At 58.2% G+C, this 14,198-nt stretch carries 15 protein-coding genes and 1 riboswitch; of the genes, 6 read left to right on the top strand and 9 right to left on the bottom strand.

The window, feature by feature from the left end:
• Positions 1-186: 186 nt before the first annotated feature.
• The 7 genes from thiH to ACJ69_RS16070 form a co-directional block, all read right to left on the bottom strand.
• The gene (gene thiH / locus ACJ69_RS16100; RefSeq protein ID WP_059347317.1) at positions 187-1,314 is read right to left on the bottom strand and encodes a 2-iminoacetate synthase ThiH; all 1,128 of its coding nucleotides are present in this window, start codon (positions 1,312-1,314) and stop codon (positions 187-189) included.
• Positions 1,311-2,081 carry a thiazole synthase gene (gene thiG, locus ACJ69_RS16095; protein WP_023334103.1) on the bottom strand — a complete coding sequence of 257 codons (771 nt, stop codon included), beginning with the start codon at positions 2,079-2,081 and terminating at the stop codon, positions 1,311-1,313. The genes thiH and thiG overlap by 4 nt, the downstream gene beginning before the upstream one ends.
• A gap of 1 nt (position 2,082) precedes the next feature.
• On the bottom strand, positions 2,083-2,283 hold the full coding sequence (gene thiS, locus ACJ69_RS16090; protein WP_023309972.1) for a sulfur carrier protein ThiS: 201 nt from the start codon (positions 2,281-2,283) through the stop codon (positions 2,083-2,085).
• Positions 2,267-3,022, bottom strand: a complete 756-nt coding sequence (gene thiF / locus ACJ69_RS16085) for a thiazole biosynthesis adenylyltransferase ThiF (protein ID WP_054830118.1) — start codon at positions 3,020-3,022, stop codon at positions 2,267-2,269. The genes thiS and thiF overlap by 17 nt, the downstream gene beginning before the upstream one ends.
• Entirely contained in the window at positions 3,009-3,650 is a 642-nt protein-coding gene (thiE, locus tag ACJ69_RS16080) for a thiamine phosphate synthase (RefSeq protein ID WP_059347316.1), read from the bottom strand. Before thiE ends, thiF begins: the two co-directional genes overlap by 14 nt.
• Positions 3,650-5,545, bottom strand: coding sequence for a phosphomethylpyrimidine synthase ThiC (gene thiC, locus ACJ69_RS16075; protein WP_059347315.1), 1,896 nt, complete (start codon positions 5,543-5,545; stop codon positions 3,650-3,652). The genes thiE and thiC overlap by 1 nt, the downstream gene beginning before the upstream one ends.
• Positions 5,546-5,623: 78 nt before the next feature.
• Positions 5,624-5,735: riboswitch (TPP riboswitch) on the bottom strand.
• Positions 5,736-5,789: 54 nt separating this feature from the next.
• Positions 5,790-6,287 (bottom strand): Rsd/AlgQ family anti-sigma factor, encoded by a 498-nt coding sequence (locus tag ACJ69_RS16070; protein ID WP_054830116.1) that lies wholly within the window; start codon positions 6,285-6,287, stop codon positions 5,790-5,792.
• A 95-nt stretch (positions 6,288-6,382) separates the two neighbouring features.
• Here ACJ69_RS16070 and nudC point away from each other — a divergent pair, with 95 nt between their 5' ends.
• The 6 genes from nudC to ACJ69_RS16040 all read left to right on the top strand — a co-directional run bounded on the left by nudC (position 6,383) and on the right by ACJ69_RS16040 (position 10,735).
• The gene (gene nudC, locus ACJ69_RS16065) at positions 6,383-7,156 is read left to right on the top strand and encodes an NAD(+) diphosphatase (protein ID WP_054830115.1); all 774 of its coding nucleotides are present in this window, start codon (positions 6,383-6,385) and stop codon (positions 7,154-7,156) included.
• 38 nt (positions 7,157-7,194) lie between these two features.
• Positions 7,195-8,259 (top strand): uroporphyrinogen decarboxylase, encoded by a 1,065-nt coding sequence (hemE, locus tag ACJ69_RS16060; RefSeq protein ID WP_029742041.1) that lies wholly within the window; start codon positions 7,195-7,197, stop codon positions 8,257-8,259.
• 9 nt (positions 8,260-8,268) lie between these two features.
• Positions 8,269-8,940, top strand: a complete 672-nt coding sequence (nfi, locus tag ACJ69_RS16055; protein WP_059347314.1) for a deoxyribonuclease V — start codon at positions 8,269-8,271, stop codon at positions 8,938-8,940.
• A gap of 41 nt (positions 8,941-8,981) precedes the next feature.
• Positions 8,982-9,572 carry a YjaG family protein gene (locus ACJ69_RS16050; protein ID WP_029742042.1) on the top strand — a complete coding sequence of 197 codons (591 nt, stop codon included), beginning with the start codon at positions 8,982-8,984 and terminating at the stop codon, positions 9,570-9,572.
• Positions 9,573-9,758: 186 nt separating this feature from the next.
• Entirely contained in the window at positions 9,759-10,031 is a 273-nt protein-coding gene (gene hupA / locus ACJ69_RS16045; protein ID WP_002445246.1) for a nucleoid-associated protein HU-alpha, read from the top strand.
• 11 nt (positions 10,032-10,042) lie between these two features.
• Positions 10,043-10,735: a DUF1481 domain-containing protein gene (locus ACJ69_RS16040; RefSeq protein ID WP_023334112.1), complete on the top strand. Its 693-nt coding sequence runs from the start codon at positions 10,043-10,045 to the stop codon at positions 10,733-10,735.
• A 43-nt stretch (positions 10,736-10,778) separates the two neighbouring features.
• Here ACJ69_RS16040 and purD read toward each other — a convergent pair whose 3' ends face one another.
• Together purD and purH are read right to left on the bottom strand one after the other, a co-directional pair.
• Positions 10,779-12,071 (bottom strand): phosphoribosylamine--glycine ligase, encoded by a 1,293-nt coding sequence (gene purD, locus ACJ69_RS16035; RefSeq protein WP_059347313.1) that lies wholly within the window; start codon positions 12,069-12,071, stop codon positions 10,779-10,781.
• Positions 12,072-12,086: 15 nt separating this feature from the next.
• A complete protein-coding gene (gene purH, locus ACJ69_RS16030; RefSeq protein WP_032641537.1) occupies positions 12,087-13,676 on the bottom strand; it encodes a bifunctional phosphoribosylaminoimidazolecarboxamide formyltransferase/IMP cyclohydrolase in 1,590 nt (529 codons plus the stop codon).
• Between the last annotated feature and the right edge of the window lie 522 nt (positions 13,677-14,198).

Raw genomic sequence — 14,198 nt, 5'->3', positions numbered from 1 at the left:
CTTGCCAGGAGCCGTTTGTGCAATGAACCAGAGGCAGGGCGAAACGAGGAAGAAGCTTTTCGCCCTGGTCAGCATCCGTTGCTGACCGTGTGACAATAAAAAACCGGACGATCGCTGACAACCACCCGGTTTTGCCTTTTCGTAGCGGCTCGACAATTTTTTATGGTGTTGCAGTGCGTTTCAGCGTCATTGCGAGGCTCTTCCCAGCCAGCTGTCCCAGTCTTTCCAGACAGGCTGGAGACCCTGGGCCGTCAGGGCTGCGGCGACCGCTTCCGGACGTCGTCCGTCATGAGGCACAAACTGCTCCAGCTCCGGACGATCGTCGGCGTAGCCGCCAGGCTGCGTTTTGGAAAACGCGCTGACGTTGTTAATCGCAAGCGGGATAACGCGATCGCGAAACGCCGGGGATTCACGCGTTGAGAGCGATAATTCCACTTCCGGGGCGAGCAGGCGAAACGCACAGATGGTCTGCACCAGCTGGCGTTCATCCATCAGCGAAGCCGGTTCAATCCCTCCCGCGCAAGGTCTCAGGCGCGGGAAGGAGATGGAATAACGGCTCTGCCAGTAGTGCTGCTGAAGCCACAGCAAATGTTCCGCTACCATGTAACAATCCACCCGCCAGCTGTCAGAGAGCCCGATCAGCGCGCCCAGACCGATTTTGTCGATGCCCGCGCGACCCAGCCTGTCCGGCGTTTCCAGCCGGAAAAAGAAATCCTGTTTCTTGCCCTTCAGGTGGTGCCGGGCGTACGTCGCCTCGTGGTAGGTTTCCTGATAGACCATGACCCCGTCTAGCCCGATGGTTTTGAGCTCCGCATACTCCTCCTGCGCCAGGGGCTGCACTTCCATCTGCAGCGACGCAAACTGACGACGAATGGCGGGAAGGTGCTGACGGAAATAGTCCATTCCCACCTTTCCCTGATGTTCGCCCGTGACCAGCAGAAGATGTTCAAAGCCCATTTCACGAATAGCCGCGCACTCGCGGGCAATCTCACCTTCATCGAGCGTTTTACGCTTGATGCGGTTGCTCATGGAAAAACCGCAGTAGGTGCAGTCATTGGCGCACAGGTTTGAGAGATAAAGCGGCACGTAGAAGCTCACCGTGTTGCCAAAACGCTGGCGGGTGAGCCGCTGTGCTCGCTGGGCCATCGGTTCGAGGTATGCGCTGGCCGCCGGGGAGAGCAGAGCCATCAGATCCTCGCGGGTCAAATGGCGGGCATTCAGCGCGCGCTCCACGTCAGCCGCCGTTTTGCTGTTGATGCGCAGGGCAATGTCGTCCCAGCTAAGCTGCCGCCAGCGCTCGGTAAACGTGCTCATGAGATCGCCTCCAGAAAACCGGTCAGCGGGCTGGTGGCCTGGGCCTGGAAACTGCGCGATCCGGGGCCGGACTCCCTTGCCAGCAGGCCAGCCTCTACGGCCATGCGGAACGCACGTGCCATCATGACCGGATCGTCGGCAACCGCGATGGCCGTGTTGACCAGCACCGCGTCGGCGCCCATCTCCAGCGCCTGCGCGGCATGGCTGGGCACGCCGATGCCCGCATCAACCACTACAGGTACGGTAGCCTGCTCAATAATGATTTCCAGCATCGCGCGGGTTTCCAGCCCCTGGTTGGAGCCAATGGGGGCGCCCAGAGGCATGACGGCGGCGCAGCCGACCTCTTCCAGCCGTTTGCACAGGACAGGGTCGGCGCCACAGTAAGGCAGGACGGTAAACCCTTGCTGCACCAGCTTTTCAGCCGCTTTCAGCGTTTCGATGGGGTCGGGGAGCAGCCAGCGGGCGTCAGGATGAATTTCCAGCTTCAGCCAGCGGGTGCCGAGCGCCTCGCGGGCCAGCTGCGCGGCGAAAATCGCCTCTTCGGCCGTTTTGGCACCGGAGGTGTTGGGCAGCAGCGTGACGCCAGCCTCCAGTAAAGGCGCCAGAATAGCATCGCTGTGATGACGTAGATCCACGCGCTTGAGCGCCAGCGTCACCAGCTGGCTGCCGCTTTCGCGAATGGCATCCACCATCAGCTGCGGCGAGGCGAATTTTCCGGTTCCGGTAAACAGATGTGAATCAAAGACTTTATCGGCAATACGTAACATCTCAGCCCCCTGCGATAACCTGAAACAGCAGGATCTGGTCGCCGTCATTGACCTGCTGATGTTCCCACTGCTCGCGCGGCAGGATCTGTTGATTGAGCGCCAGCGCCGTTCCCGGCTTCAGCTGACGCAGCTTGTCGAGCAGTACCGCAACGGTGAGCCCGTCGTCGCATCTCATCGGCTCATCGTTAAACAGAATGCGCATCGCGGCCTCCGCATACCGGGCAGCGGCTGGCGCGGTGTAACGCCAGATGGCGCCAGCCGCTGGAGCGGGCATCAAACAGCCGCAGCGTATTGCGTTCCGTCTCCATGCCGCTGAGCAGCTTGATGGCTTCCAGCGCCTGCATTGTGCCCATTACGCCGACCACCGGACCAAGAATGCCCGCCGTACGGCAGTTGCGCGCCGGCTCTGCATCATCCGGCCACAGACAGCGATAGCAGCCCTGCGACCACGGCGGGGTCAGGACCATCATCTGCCCGCCGAAACCCACCGCGCTGGCGGTGATAAGCGGCGTATTATTTGCCACGCAGGCGGCGTTAATCGCCTGGCGCGTCGCCATGTTGTCCGTGCAGTCCAGCACCACGTCGGCAAGGGCGACCTCACGGCGCAGGTTTTCACCGCTGAGCCGATCCTGCAGGGCAATCAGCGCGATATCCGGGTTGAGCTGGTTCAGGCGCTGCCGGGTAATTTGCGCTTTTGGCTGGTTGATATCCTCGGTGGTGAAGAGGATTTGTCGCTGCAGGTTGCTGAGGTGAACCTCGTCGTCGTCGGCCAGCACCAGCGTACCGATACCTGCACCAGCCAGATAAAGCGCGGCGGGCGCGCCTAACCCGCCCAAGCCGACAATCAGCACCCGGCTGGCGAGCAGCTTTTGCTGCCCGTCGATGGCGATATCTTCCAGCAGGATCTGACGGCTGTAGCGCATAAAATCACGATCGTTCATCACCCGCTCCTGCCAGCTGTAACAGCTGTTCGGTGGCGAACCGCCAGTCTGCGGCCTGGGTGATGGCGCTGACGACGGCGATACTGCCGACGCCGGTCTCCAGCACCGCCGGGGCGCGTTCAAGGCTGATTCCGCCAATGGCGACGGTAGGGTAATCGACAAGGCGTTTAACGTGACTCGCCAGCTGTGTCAGACCCTGCGGTGCGGAGGACATCTGCTTGGTTTGCGTCGGGAAGACGTGGCCCAGCGCGATGTAAGAGGGACGGGCCGCCAGCGCCACGTCGATCTCCATGTCATCGTGCGTTGAAACGCCAAGACGCAACCCGGCTTCGCGGATAGCGCTCAGATCCGTTGTTTCCAGATCCTCCTGACCCAGGTGCACGCCGTATGCCTGGTGCTTAACGGCCAGCCGCCAGTAGTCGTTGATAAACAGACGGGCATCGTAGCGACGCCCAAGCGCGATGGCGGCAGCCACATCGGCTTCCACCTCGTCATCGCGTTTATCCTTGATGCGCAGCTGGATCGTTCGAACGCCCGCCTTCAGCAGGCGCTCTATCCACTCCACGCTGTCCACCACCGGATAGAGCCCTAAACGGTAGGGGACGGGCGGGAAATCGGGCTTATACATTACGCCTCCTCTTTTTTGAGGTAGATTTCGCCGCCTCTGGCGCGGAAGGTTTCAGACATGTCCGCCATCCCCACTTCAATGGTCTGCGCGGCGGCGTAGTCGCGCACCTCCTGGCTGATTTTCATCGAGCAGAACTTCGGCCCGCACATAGAGCAGAAGTGCGCGACTTTGCCTGATTCCTGCGGCAGGGTCTCGTCGTGATAGGCGCGGGCGGTGAACGGGTCCAGCGCCAGGTTGAACTGGTCTTCCCAGCGGAATTCGAAGCGCGCCTTCGACATGGCGTTATCGCGGATTTGCGCGCCCGGATGGCCTTTGGCCAGATCCGCCGCGTGGGCGGCAATTTTGTAGGTGATCAGCCCCTGCTTCACGTCCTCTTTGTTTGGCAGGCCGAGGTGCTCTTTAGGCGTCACGTAGCAGAGCATGGCGCAGCCGAACCAGCCGATCATCGCCGCCCCAATGCCTGACGTGAAGTGGTCATAGCCCGGCGCGATGTCGGTGGTCAACGGCCCCAGGGTATAGAACGGCGCTTCGTGGCAGTGCTCCAGCTCCTCGGTCATGTTGCGGCGGATCATCTGCATCGGCACGTGGCCCGGGCCTTCAATCATCACCTGCACGTCATACTCCCAGGCGATTTTGGTCAGTTCGCCCAGCGTGTGCAGCTCGGCAAACTGCGCTTCGTCGTTGGCGTCGCGGATCGAGCCCGGGCGCAGACCGTCGCCCAGCGACAGAGAGACATCGTACGCGGCGCAGATTTCGCAGATCTCGCGGAAGTGCTCGTAGAGGAAGTTTTCCTGATGATGTGACAGGCACCACTTCGCCATGATGGAACCGCCGCGCGAGACGATGCCGGTCAGACGCTTCGCGGTCATCGGCACGTAGCGCAGCAGCACGCCCGCGTGAATGGTGAAGTAGTCCACGCCCTGCTCGGCCTGCTCCAGCAGCGTGTCGCGGAACGCTTCCCAGGTGAGGTCTTCGGCAATGCCGTTGACCTTTTCCAGCGCCTGGTAAATCGGGACGGTGCCAATCGGTACCGGGCTGTTACGCAGGATCCACTCGCGGGTTTCGTGAATATAGCGGCCGGTGGAGAGGTCCATTACCGTGTCCGCACCCCAGCGCGTGGACCAGACCAGCTTTTCCACCTCTTCTTCGATGGAGGAGGTGACGGCCGAGTTACCGATGTTCGCGTTGACCTTCACCAGGAAGTTGCGGCCGATAATCATCGGCTCGGATTCCGGGTGGTTGATGTTGGCAGGGATAATCGCGCGGCCTGCGGCCACTTCGTCACGTACAAACTCCGGCGTGATGTTCTCCGGCAGGCGAGCGCCAAAGCCTTCACCCGGATGCTGATAGCGCAGCACTTCGCTACGGATGCGCTCGCGGCCCATGTTTTCGCGGATGGCGATGAACTCCATCTCCGGCGTGACGATGCCCTGGCGCGCGTAGTGCAGCTGGGTCACGCATTTGCCCGCCTTAGCGCGTTTTGGCGTCAGCAGGCCGGTAAAGCGCAGCTCGTCCAGACCGTCGTCGGCCAGGCGCTCTTTAGTGTATGCAGAGCTGCGCACGCTCAGTTCTTCGCAGTCGTTGCGCGCATCAATCCACGGCTGGCGAAGCTTCGCCAGACCCTGTTGGACGTTGATGGCAACATCAGGGTCACCGTACGGGCCGGAGGTGTCGTATACCGGCACGGCTTCGTTGTCTTCATACTGCGGGTTATCTTTGCTGCCGCCGATAAGCGTCGGGCTGAGCTGAATTTCGCGCATTGGGACGCGGATATCGGCCTGCGAGCCGGAAAGATAGATGCGTTTCGAGTTCGGGAAAGCGGTGCCTTCCAGCGTGTCGATGAAGTGTTGGGCCTGTGCGCGCTGTTCGCGGCGGGTCAGTTTTGCAGTAGACATAGCTCATTCCAAAAGTGAAGGACATGGCTTGTCAGACGACGGATGAAGCAAGAGAGGATCGCCCTCAGGCGATACAACAGCAGTGTGACTCTTGTTCCCTTCGCAGGTATTAGCCTGATCAGGTTCCGCGGATCCCGAATTAACGGTCTCAGCCCGCGCTTTCAGGCGCTGGGCACTCCGACAAGAAAAATCCCCCTCGTGAGAGGGGCGAATGGTTGTAAATTACTCGTTAACGATGAAGAACTCAAGCAGGGCGCGCGACGTTCTCTTCGCTACTGATGTTCAAATCGTTGTCCAGCACGAGGGCGATCAGCTTATCTTCCAGCGTGAATCGCTCTTCCAGCGCTTCGCCGAGGTCGGATAGCGCCTGCTGAAACTCAAGATAGTTATCGTGATCGATAGCGTTCTCGAGCGCGGAATCATAGTAATCCATGATCTGCTGGGTGTTGGCTTCCAGCAGCGGATAGAGCTTGCTGGCCGCTAAATAGGGTGTTGTCCCTTCCATTTCGCGGATAATGCGTTCATAAATATTGAAATGGCCGTCGGACAGATAGTCGACCAGGCCCTGACAAAAATCATCCAGCGCTTTTTCATTCAGTCGCATAAACGATTCTTTGCCAGGCTTAATACCGACCAGATTGTAATAAGCCACGAGTAGATGCTTGCGTACATGTAGCCAGCGATCCACCAGTTTGTTACTTCCTCTAACGCGCTCAGTCAGGCTTTCCAGCTGGTTTAACATGGTCGACTCCGCAAAATGTAGGATTGAATCTGCTTATCCAGAATGTAACCACAATGCTAACAACATGTCAGTGAAGCGAAGGTAGTGCAATAGATATGGATCGTATTATTGAAAAATCAGATCTTGGTTGGTGGATCGTCAGTCACGAACAAAAATTATGGCTTCCTGCCGGGGAAATCCCCTATGGCGAAGCTGAGGCGTTCGATCTCGTTGGCCAGCCAGCGCTACAGATCGGCGAGTGGCAGGGTGAACCCGTGTGGTTGATCCAACAGTCCCGCCGCCAGGATATGGGATCCGTGCGCCAGGTGCTGGATCTGGACGTAGGGCTGTTCCAGCTGGCGGGGCGCGGCGTGCAGCTGGCAGAGTTTTACCGCTCGCATAAATACTGCGGCTACTGCGGTCATACCATGCGCCCGAGCAAAACCGAGTGGGCGATGCTCTGCAGCCACTGCCGCGAGCGCTACTATCCGCAGATTGCGCCGTGCATCATCGTCGCTATCCGCCGGGAGGATTCCATCCTGCTGGCGCAGCATACCCGCCATCGCAATGGTATTCACACCGTGCTGGCCGGCTTCGTCGAGGTGGGCGAAACGCTGGAGCAGGCTGTGGCGCGCGAGGTAATGGAGGAGAGCGGAATCAAAGTGAAGAACCTGCGCTACGTCACCTCCCAGCCGTGGCCGTTCCCGCAGTCGCTGATGACGGCATTTATGGCCGAATACGACAGCGGCGAGATCGTTATCGACCAGAAAGAACTTCTGGACGCGAACTGGTATCGCTACGACGATTTACCGCTGTTGCCTCCGCCGGGCACCGTGGCGCGTCGGCTGATAGAAGATACCGTGGCGATGTGTCGGGCCGAGTATGAGTAGTGTTACACTGAGGCCATGACGCTTAAGGAACTGCAAAAATGACCGAACTGAAGAACGATCGTTATCTGCGTGCGCTGCTGCGCCAGCCCGTTGATGTCACCCCGGTGTGGATGATGCGCCAGGCGGGACGCTATCTCCCGGAGTACAAAGCCACGCGCGCGCAGGCGGGCGATTTTATGTCGCTGTGCAAAAACGCCGAGCTGGCCTGCGAAGTGACGCTCCAGCCGCTGCGCCGCTTCCCGCTGGATGCTGCGATCCTCTTCTCGGATATTTTGACCATTCCGGATGCAATGGGCCTTGGCCTGTACTTCGAAACCGGTGAAGGCCCGCGTTTCACCTCCCCAATCAAAAGTAAAGCCGACGTGGATAAGCTGCCGATCCCCGATCCGGAAGGCGAGCTGGGCTACGTGATGAACGCCGTACGCACCATTCGCCGCGAGCTGAAAGGTGAAGTGCCGCTGATTGGCTTCTCCGGTAGCCCGTGGACGCTGGCGACCTATATGGTGGAAGGGGGCAGCAGCAAAGCCTTCACCATGATTAAAAAGATGATGTACGCCGAGCCGCTGGCCCTGCATGCGCTGCTCGACAAGCTGGCGAAGAGCGTCACCCTCTACCTGAACGCGCAGATTAAGGCTGGTGCGCAGTCGGTGATGATTTTCGATACCTGGGGCGGCGTGCTGACCGGGCGCGATTATCAGCAGTTCTCCCTGTATTACATGCACAAAATCGTCGACGGCCTGCTGCGTGAAAACGAAGGCCGCCGCGTGCCGGTGACGCTGTTCACCAAAGGTGGCGGTCAGTGGCTGGAAGCGATGGCGGCAACCGGCTGCGACGCGCTGGGCCTCGACTGGACCACTGATATTGCCGATGCCCGCCGCCGCGTGGGCGACAAAGTGGCGCTGCAGGGCAATATGGACCCGTCCATGCTCTATGCGCCGCCAGCCCGCATTGAAGAAGAAGTGTCGACTATACTGTCTGGTTTCGGCCAGGGTGAAGGCCACGTCTTTAACCTCGGCCACGGTATTCATCAGGATGTGCCGCCAGAACACGCAGGCGTATTTGTGGAGGCGGTGCATCGGCTTTCTGCCCAGTATCACAAATAAGGAGTGATTATGGATCTCGCGTCGCTACGCGCTCAACAAATCGAACTGGCCTCATCGGTGATCCGCGAGGATCGTCTGGATAAAGATCCTCCGCAGTATATTGGCGGAGCAGACGTCGGATTCGAGCAGGGTGGGGAAGTGACGCGAGCGGCGATGGTGATACTGAAATACCCTTCGCTTGAGCTGGTGGAGTACAAGGTAGCGCGTATCGCGACCACCATGCCGTACATTCCGGGCTTTCTCTCCTTCCGCGAATATCCCGCGCTGCTGGCAGCGTGGGAGCAACTCTCGCAAAAACCTGACCTGCTGTTTGTCGATGGACACGGTATCTCACACCCGCGCCGTTTAGGCGTTGCCAGCCATTTTGGGCTGCTGGTGGATGTGCCGACCATTGGCGTCGCCAAGAAACGCCTGTGCGGCGCGTTTGAACCTCTTTCTGCCGAGCCGGGCGCGCTGGCGCCGCTTATCCATAAAGGTGAGCAGCTAGCGTGGGTCTGGCGCAGCAAGGCGCGCTGTAACCCGCTCTTTATCGCCACCGGGCACCGGGTGAGCATGGACAGCGCCCTGGCGTGGGTCCAGCGCTGCATGAAGGGCTACCGCTTGCCGGAGCCGACGCGCTGGGCAGACGCCGTGGCCTCTTCGCGTCCGGCTTTTGTTCGTTGGCAGGAAATTCAGCGATGATTCAGGTAAACTGCGCCTAATTTTCGATTCGAGAGATCATCATGCTACAAAACCCGATTCACCTGCGCCTTGAGAAAGTTGAAAGCTGGCAGCACGTGACGTTTATGGCTTGCCTGTGCGAGCGCATGTATCCCAACTATGCCGCGTTCTGTAAGGAGACGGGCTTTGGTGATGGCCATATCTACCGCCGCATTCTGGATCTGATCTGGGAAACGCTGACGGTGAAAGACGCGAAGGTGAACTTCGACTCCCAGCTGGAAAAGCTGGAAGAGGCGATTCCGGCTGCGGATGATTTTGACCTGTACGGTGTCTACCCGGCGATTGATGCCTGCGTGGCGTTAAGCGAACTGCTCCACTCCCGTCTGAGCGGTGAAACGCTGGAGCACGCTATTGAAGTCAGTAAGGCATCTATTACGACCGTCGCGATGCTGGAAATGACCCAGGAAGGTCGCGAGATGACCGACGAAGAGCTGCGTGCGAACCCGGCGGTTGAGCAAGAATGGGACATTCAGTGGGAAATTTTCCGCCTGCTGGCAGAGTGTGAAGAACGCGATATTGAGCTGATAAAAGGGCTGCGCGCGGACTTACGAGAGGCTGCTGAGAGCAATATTGGTATAATTTTTAACCAATGAGACAATAAAACTTGAGATAACGCCCGTTTTGTCGCTCCTCGACTCTTCCCTTTCGCCCCTTGTCTGGTCTACATTTGGGGGGCGAAAAAAAGTGGCTATCGGTGCGTGTATGCAGGAGAGTGCTTTTTTGGCATTTTCGTCGCACTCGATGCTTAGCAAGCGATAAACACATTGAAAGGATAACTTATGAACAAGACTCAACTGATTGATGTAATTGCGGACAAGGCTGATCTGTCTAAAGTGCAGGCTAAAGCTGCTCTGGAATCTACCCTGGCTGCTATTACTGAGTCTCTGAAAGAAGGCGATGCTGTGCAACTGGTTGGTTTCGGTACCTTCAAAGTGAACCACCGCGCTGAGCGTACTGGCCGCAACCCGCAGACCGGTAAAGAAATCAAAATCGCCGCAGCTAACGTGCCGGCATTTGTTTCTGGTAAAGCACTGAAAGACGCTGTTAAGTAAGACGCGTGGCAGTGAACAGTTTTAGCGAAGGGGCGGTAACGCCCCTTTTGTCTTTCTGGCGTGGAACGCTCGCGCTGGCAGGCATGCTGCTGCTGTCAGCCTGCAGCCACGACACCTCCCTGCCACCGTTTACCGCCAGCGGCTACGCGGACAACCAGGGTGCGGTCAGGATCTGGCGCAAAGATTCCGGCGGCGAAGTGCATCTGCTTTCTGCCTTCAGCCCGTGGCATAACGGCAATACGTCGACGGCGGAATATCGCTGGCAGGGAGATGACCTGTCGCTGATTGAACTGAACGTCTACAGCAAGACCCCCGAACACGTGAAAGTGCGTTTTGACGACCATGGCGAGCTGAGCTTTATGCAGCGCGAAGTCAGCGGTCAAAAACAGCAGCTTTCCAGCGATCAAATCGCCCTCTACCGTTATCGTGCCGAACAAATCCGCCAGACCAGCGACGCGCTTCGTCTGGGCCGCGTTGTGCTGCGCCAGGGGCGCTGGCATAACGATGGAACGGTAACCACCTGCGAAGGGCAGACGGTCAAGCCCGAGCTCGAATCCTGGGCAACAGAACACATACAACGTCGTCAGCGTCATTCATCAGTGGAAGTGAGTGTGGCGTGGCTGGAAGCGCCGGAAGGCTCTCAGCTGCTGCTGGTGGCGAACGAAGACTTCTGCACCTGGCAGCCGACAGAGAAGAGTTTTTGATTTAAGTACCCTCTCCCTTGAGGGAGAGGGTTAGGGTCTGAAATTACTCGCCCTGCTCACGCGCAATCGCACGATAACCGATATCCTGACGGCTAAAGCTGCCGTTCCAGTGAATATCCGCCATCAGCGCATAGGCGCGTTTCTGCGCTTCTGCCACGGTATGGCCCAGCGCGGTTGCACACAGCACGCGTCCGCCGTTGGTGAGGACGCGATCGTCGTTAGCCAGCTTCGTACCCGCATGGAACACCTTCGCACCTTCAATCTCTTCCAGCGGCAGGCCGTGGATTTCATCCCCGGTGTTGTAGTTGCCCGGATAACCACCTGCAGCAATCACCACGCCCAGAGACGCACGCTCGTCCCACTCTGAGGTTTTCTCGTCGAGCTTGCCTTCGCAGGCTGCCAGACACAGTTCCACCAGATCGGATTTCATGCGCAGCATGATGGGCTGCGTTTCCGGATCGCCAAAGCGGCAGTTGAATTCGATGACCTTAGGGTTACCCTGCTTGTCGATCATCAGACCCGCATAGAGGAAACCGGTGTAGGTGTTGCCTTCCGCCGCCATCCCTTTCACGGTTGGCCAAATGACGCGATCCATGGTGCGCTGGTGTACTTCATCAGTCACTACCGGAGCAGGGGAGTAAGCGCCCATTCCGCCGGTATTCGGGCCGGTATCGCCATTACCCACGCGCTTGTGGTCCTGGCTGGTGGCCATCGGCAGAACGTGTTCGCCGTCGACCATCACGATAAAGCTCGCTTCTTCACCGTCGAGGAACTCTTCGATCACGATGCGGTGGCCCGCATCGCCAAAGGCGTTGCCCGCCAGCATATCCTGAACCGCGGCTTCGGCTTCTTCGAGGGTCATCGCGACGATAACGCCTTTACCAGCGGCCAGACCGTCGGCCTTGATAACAATCGGCGCGCCTTTTTCACGTAAATAGGCCAGGGCTGGCTCCACTTCGGTGAAGTTCTGATATTCCGCCGTCGGGATGTTGTGACGCGCGAGGAAATCTTTGGTGAAGGCTTTGGAGCCTTCCAGCTGCGCGGCGCCTTCCGTTGGCCCGAAGATGGTCAGACCCGCCGCGCGGAACGCATCCACCACGCCAATCACCAGCGGCGCTTCCGGGCCGACGATGGTCAGATCGATTTTCTCGCTCTGGGCAAAGCTCAGCAGCGCCGGGATATCGGTCACGCCGATAGCCACGTTTTGCAGCGCGGGTTCCAGCGCGGTACCGGCGTTGCCCGGTGCTACGAAGACTGTTTTCACCAGCGGAGACTGCGCCGCTTTCCACGCCAGAGCGTGCTCGCGTCCGCCGTTACCAATCACTAATACTTTCATTTTCTGCTCCGGGAATTAATGGCGGAAGTGGCGCATGTCGGTGAAGATCATCGCAATGCCGTGTTCGTCGGCGGCGGCAATCACTTCGTCGTCGCGGATTGAGCCGCCAGGCTGGATCACGCAGGTGATCCCTACAGCGGCTGCCGCGTCGATACCGTCACGGAACGGGAAGAAGGCGTCAGAAGCCATGGCGGAGCCTTTGACTTCCAGACCTTCATCGCCTGCTTTAATGCCCGCGATTTTCGCGGAGTAAACGCGGCTCATCTGGCCTGCGCCTATCCCGATGGTCATGTTCTCTTTCGCATAGACGATGGCGTTGGATTTGACGAACTTCGCGACCTTCCAGCAGAACAGCGCGTCACGCAGTTCCTGTTCGCTCGGCTGACGTTTGGTCACCACGCGCAGGTCGGCTTCCGTCACCATACCCAGATCGCGGTCCTGAACCAGCAGGCCGCCGTTCACACGCTTGAAGTCCAGGCCCGGCACGCGTTCTGCCCACTGGCCGCAAACCAGCACGCGTACGTTCTGTTTTGCCGCGGTGATTTTCAGCGCTTCTTCGGATGCGGATGGCGCGATGATCACTTCAACGAACTGGCGGGAGATGATGGCCTGTGCGGTTTCAGCATCCAGCTCGCGGTTGAAGGCGATAATGCCGCCAAACGCGGAGGTCGGGTCGGTTTTGTAGGCGCGATCGTAGGCGTCCAGAATAGAGGTGCTCACGGCAACGCCGCATGGGTTCGCGTGCTTAACGATAACGCAGGCCGGCTCGCTGAACTCTTTCACGCATTCCAGCGCGGCGTCGGTGTCAGCAATGTTGTTATAGGAGAGCGCTTTGCCCTGAACCTGCTGGGCTGTCGCAACAGAGGCTTCTTTTACTTCTTCTTCTATATAGAAGGCTGCCTGCTGGTGGCTGTTCTCGCCGTAACGCATATCCTGCTTCTTAATGAAGTTCAGGTTCAGGGTGCGCGGGAAGCGGCCAGAAGGATCTTTGCTTTCACCGTGGTAGGCAGGCACCAGGCTACCGAAGTAGTTGGCGATCATGCTGTCGTACGCCGCGGTGTGCTCGAAGGCTTTGATGGCGAGGTCGAAACGCGTTTCCAGAGTCAGTGACCCTTCGTTGGCATCCATCTCATTAATAATGGTTTCGTAATCGCTGCTCTTTACGACGATGGCCACATCTTTATGGTTCTTGGCCGCGGAGCGCACCATGGTTGGGCCGCCGATATCAATATTCTCTACGGCATCTTCCAGAGAACAGCCTTCGCGGGCTACGGTCTGGGCAAACGGGTAGAGGTTAACGACAACCATGTCGATTGGGGCGATGTCATGCTGTTCCATAATGGCGTCGTCCTGACCGCGACGGCCAAGAATACCGCCGTGCACTTTCGGGTGCAGAGTTTTGACGCGTCCATCCATCATTTCCGGGAAACCGGTGTAATCGGACACTTCGGTTACCGGCAGACCTTTATCTGCTAACAGGCGAGCGGTACCGCCTGTAGAAAGCAGCTCCACACCGCGTGCGGAAAGTGCCTGAGCGAATTCGACGATACCGGCTTTATCAGAAACACTGAGCAGAGCGCGGCGGACTGGACGACGTTGTTGCATGGTAAATCCCCTGGATTTCACGATTACAGAGAGCGTTAGATGAATTTTCCTGCGAAAAACTCATCTAACACACCTGACGGGGCATCCTTATTAAGCGCGAGCATTTTAACGAAAACGTTTGCGCAACGCTCGCACATTTTCACTTTTTCGTATCATTGTGGATAAGTCTGTGTGTAAAAAGGTATAAGGCGGGGTTTTGCTGTGGAATGCAGCAGTCAGTCATTTTTCTGTCATTTAGCGGTTGCGGCCAGCTGATAACTCCCTATAATGCGCCTCCATCGACACGGCGGATGTGAATCACTTCACACAACAAGCGGTTCGGTTGAAGAGAAAAAATCCTGAAATAACGGGTTGACTCTGAAAGAGGAAAGCGTAATATACGCCACCTCGCAACGGTGAGAGAAAGCCGCGTTGCACTGCTCTTTAACAATTTATCAGACAATCTGTGTGGGCACTCAAAGTGACATGGATTCTTAACGTCGCAAGACGAAAAATGAATACCAAGTCTCTGAGTGAACATAC

The organism is Enterobacter asburiae (genome assembly GCF_001521715.1).
GTDB lineage: Bacteria > Pseudomonadota > Gammaproteobacteria > Enterobacterales > Enterobacteriaceae > Enterobacter > Enterobacter asburiae.
This window is presented reverse-complemented; position numbering and strand designations above follow the sequence as displayed.

Bases quoted from the DNA above. Each gene is read 5' to 3' on its own strand.
- thiE (WP_059347316.1), bottom strand. From the start codon at position 3,650: ATGTATAAGCCCGATTTCCCGCCCGTCCCCTACCGTTTAGGGCTCTAT.
- nfi (WP_059347314.1), top strand. From the start codon at position 8,269: ATGGATCTCGCGTCGCTACGCGCTCAACAAATCGAACTGGCCTCATCG.
- thiC (WP_059347315.1), bottom strand. From the start codon at position 5,545: ATGTCTACTGCAAAACTGACCCGCCGCGAACAGCGCGCACAGGCCCAA.
- ACJ69_RS16070 (WP_054830116.1), bottom strand. From the start codon at position 6,287: ATGTTAAACCAGCTGGAAAGCCTGACTGAGCGCGTTAGAGGAAGTAAC.
- hupA (WP_002445246.1), top strand. From the start codon at position 9,759: ATGAACAAGACTCAACTGATTGATGTAATTGCGGACAAGGCTGATCTG.
- nudC (WP_054830115.1), top strand. From the start codon at position 6,383: ATGGATCGTATTATTGAAAAATCAGATCTTGGTTGGTGGATCGTCAGT.
- thiF (WP_054830118.1), bottom strand. From the start codon at position 3,022: ATGAACGATCGTGATTTTATGCGCTACAGCCGTCAGATCCTGCTGGAA.
- purD (WP_059347313.1), bottom strand. From the start codon at position 12,071: ATGAAAGTATTAGTGATTGGTAACGGCGGACGCGAGCACGCTCTGGCG.
- thiS (WP_023309972.1), bottom strand. From the start codon at position 2,283: ATGCGCATTCTGTTTAACGATGAGCCGATGAGATGCGACGACGGGCTC.
- thiG (WP_023334103.1), bottom strand. From the start codon at position 2,081: ATGTTACGTATTGCCGATAAAGTCTTTGATTCACATCTGTTTACCGGA.
- purH (WP_032641537.1), bottom strand. From the start codon at position 13,676: ATGCAACAACGTCGTCCAGTCCGCCGCGCTCTGCTCAGTGTTTCTGAT.
- ACJ69_RS16050 (WP_029742042.1), top strand. From the start codon at position 8,982: ATGCTACAAAACCCGATTCACCTGCGCCTTGAGAAAGTTGAAAGCTGG.
- thiH (WP_059347317.1), bottom strand. From the start codon at position 1,314: ATGAGCACGTTTACCGAGCGCTGGCGGCAGCTTAGCTGGGACGACATT.
- hemE (WP_029742041.1), top strand. From the start codon at position 7,195: ATGACCGAACTGAAGAACGATCGTTATCTGCGTGCGCTGCTGCGCCAG.